This is a genomic window from Nocardia sp. 852002-20019_SCH5090214, from assembly GCF_001665865.1.
In the GTDB taxonomy this organism is placed as follows: Bacteria; Actinomycetota; Actinomycetes; order Mycobacteriales; family Mycobacteriaceae; genus Nocardia; species Nocardia nova.
This window is the reverse complement of sequence record NZ_LZMK01000063.1, coordinates 1-1,034: the sequence shown is the minus strand read 5'-3', so window position 1 is coordinate 1,034 and position 1,034 is coordinate 1. Positions and strand designations below refer to the sequence as shown.

At 68.5% G+C, this 1,034-nt stretch carries 1 protein-coding gene; it reads right to left on the bottom strand.

The window, feature by feature from the left end; translation table 11 throughout:
* Window positions 1–1,034, bottom strand: a 1,034-nt coding sequence (locus tag A5780_RS06940) for a toprim domain-containing protein (RefSeq protein ID WP_156769393.1), incomplete at both ends; no start/stop codon positions are given.

Here is a 1,034-nt window from a genome sequence, read left to right as displayed (position 1 = left end):
GAGTCTTGGGCGGTGGCCAGACGAGACTTGGCGGCGCGTTCCTGTTCGGCGGCGGCCATCTTCGCCGCCAGCTTCGGGGTCATGTCCTCGTCGACGGTGACCTTCCCGCTGGACAGGTCGACCTCCACACCCCACCGCTGCTTGATGTGGCTGGCCAGCTCGACCGCCGCGCGCCGCGCGGTGTCGGACTCCTCGGACCAGGTCACAGCCTCGTGCAGCGCGACCGCGACCTCACTGCGCGACAGGCGATCCCAGCCCGTCTTGCGTATCTTCTCCAGCGCGGTCTCGGCGGCCTTGCGTTGCGCGGCGAGCGCCGCGGCCTGCTCACGAGCCTTCTTCGCGTCGCGCTGCTCCTGCTCCTTCAACGCCTCACGGCGACGCCGGGCACTCTCATTGGCGCGGGTCAACACGTCCTGCATCAAGCCGCGGATCAACATCGCGAATTTGGAGCCGATGTGATCAATGGTGTCGTCGTGGTGGTGGCCGGCCTCCTGGCCGTGCAGGCCGGACAGGTTGACCGTGGAATTTCCGGACATGAAAGAACCTCCGACAGAGTCGTTGTGATCAGGTGAGAGGGGTGAGGCATCGGCCGAGAGATCGGTCGATGCCTCACCGACGAAAGGGACGGCCCCGGCCTCCGACCGGGCGGCGCTCGTGGCGGTGTGAGGGTCCAGATACGGGACTGGGGCGAGTTCGCCGACGTGGTGACCGGCCTCGATGTGGTCGGTGAGGTCCTTGCCTGTGGCCGCACGCATGACCCGCACCGACCCCACCCGCCCAGTCAGGGAGGCCATCACCTTCTCGGCGCGGCGGTAGCCGGGTGCGTCGTGGTCGGCGACGATGACGACCTCGGCGGCGCCATCGAGCCATTTCGCGTGCTCGCCGGTCCACGCCAGCGCGCCACCGGCGTTGGTGGTCGCGGTCAGACCGGCGGACTCGGCGGTCAGGACGTCTTTTTCGCCCTCGCAGATGTAGATCGGCTCACCAGCCGCGATCGCGGCCAGGACGCGCGGCAGCTGGAACGGGATCTGCTC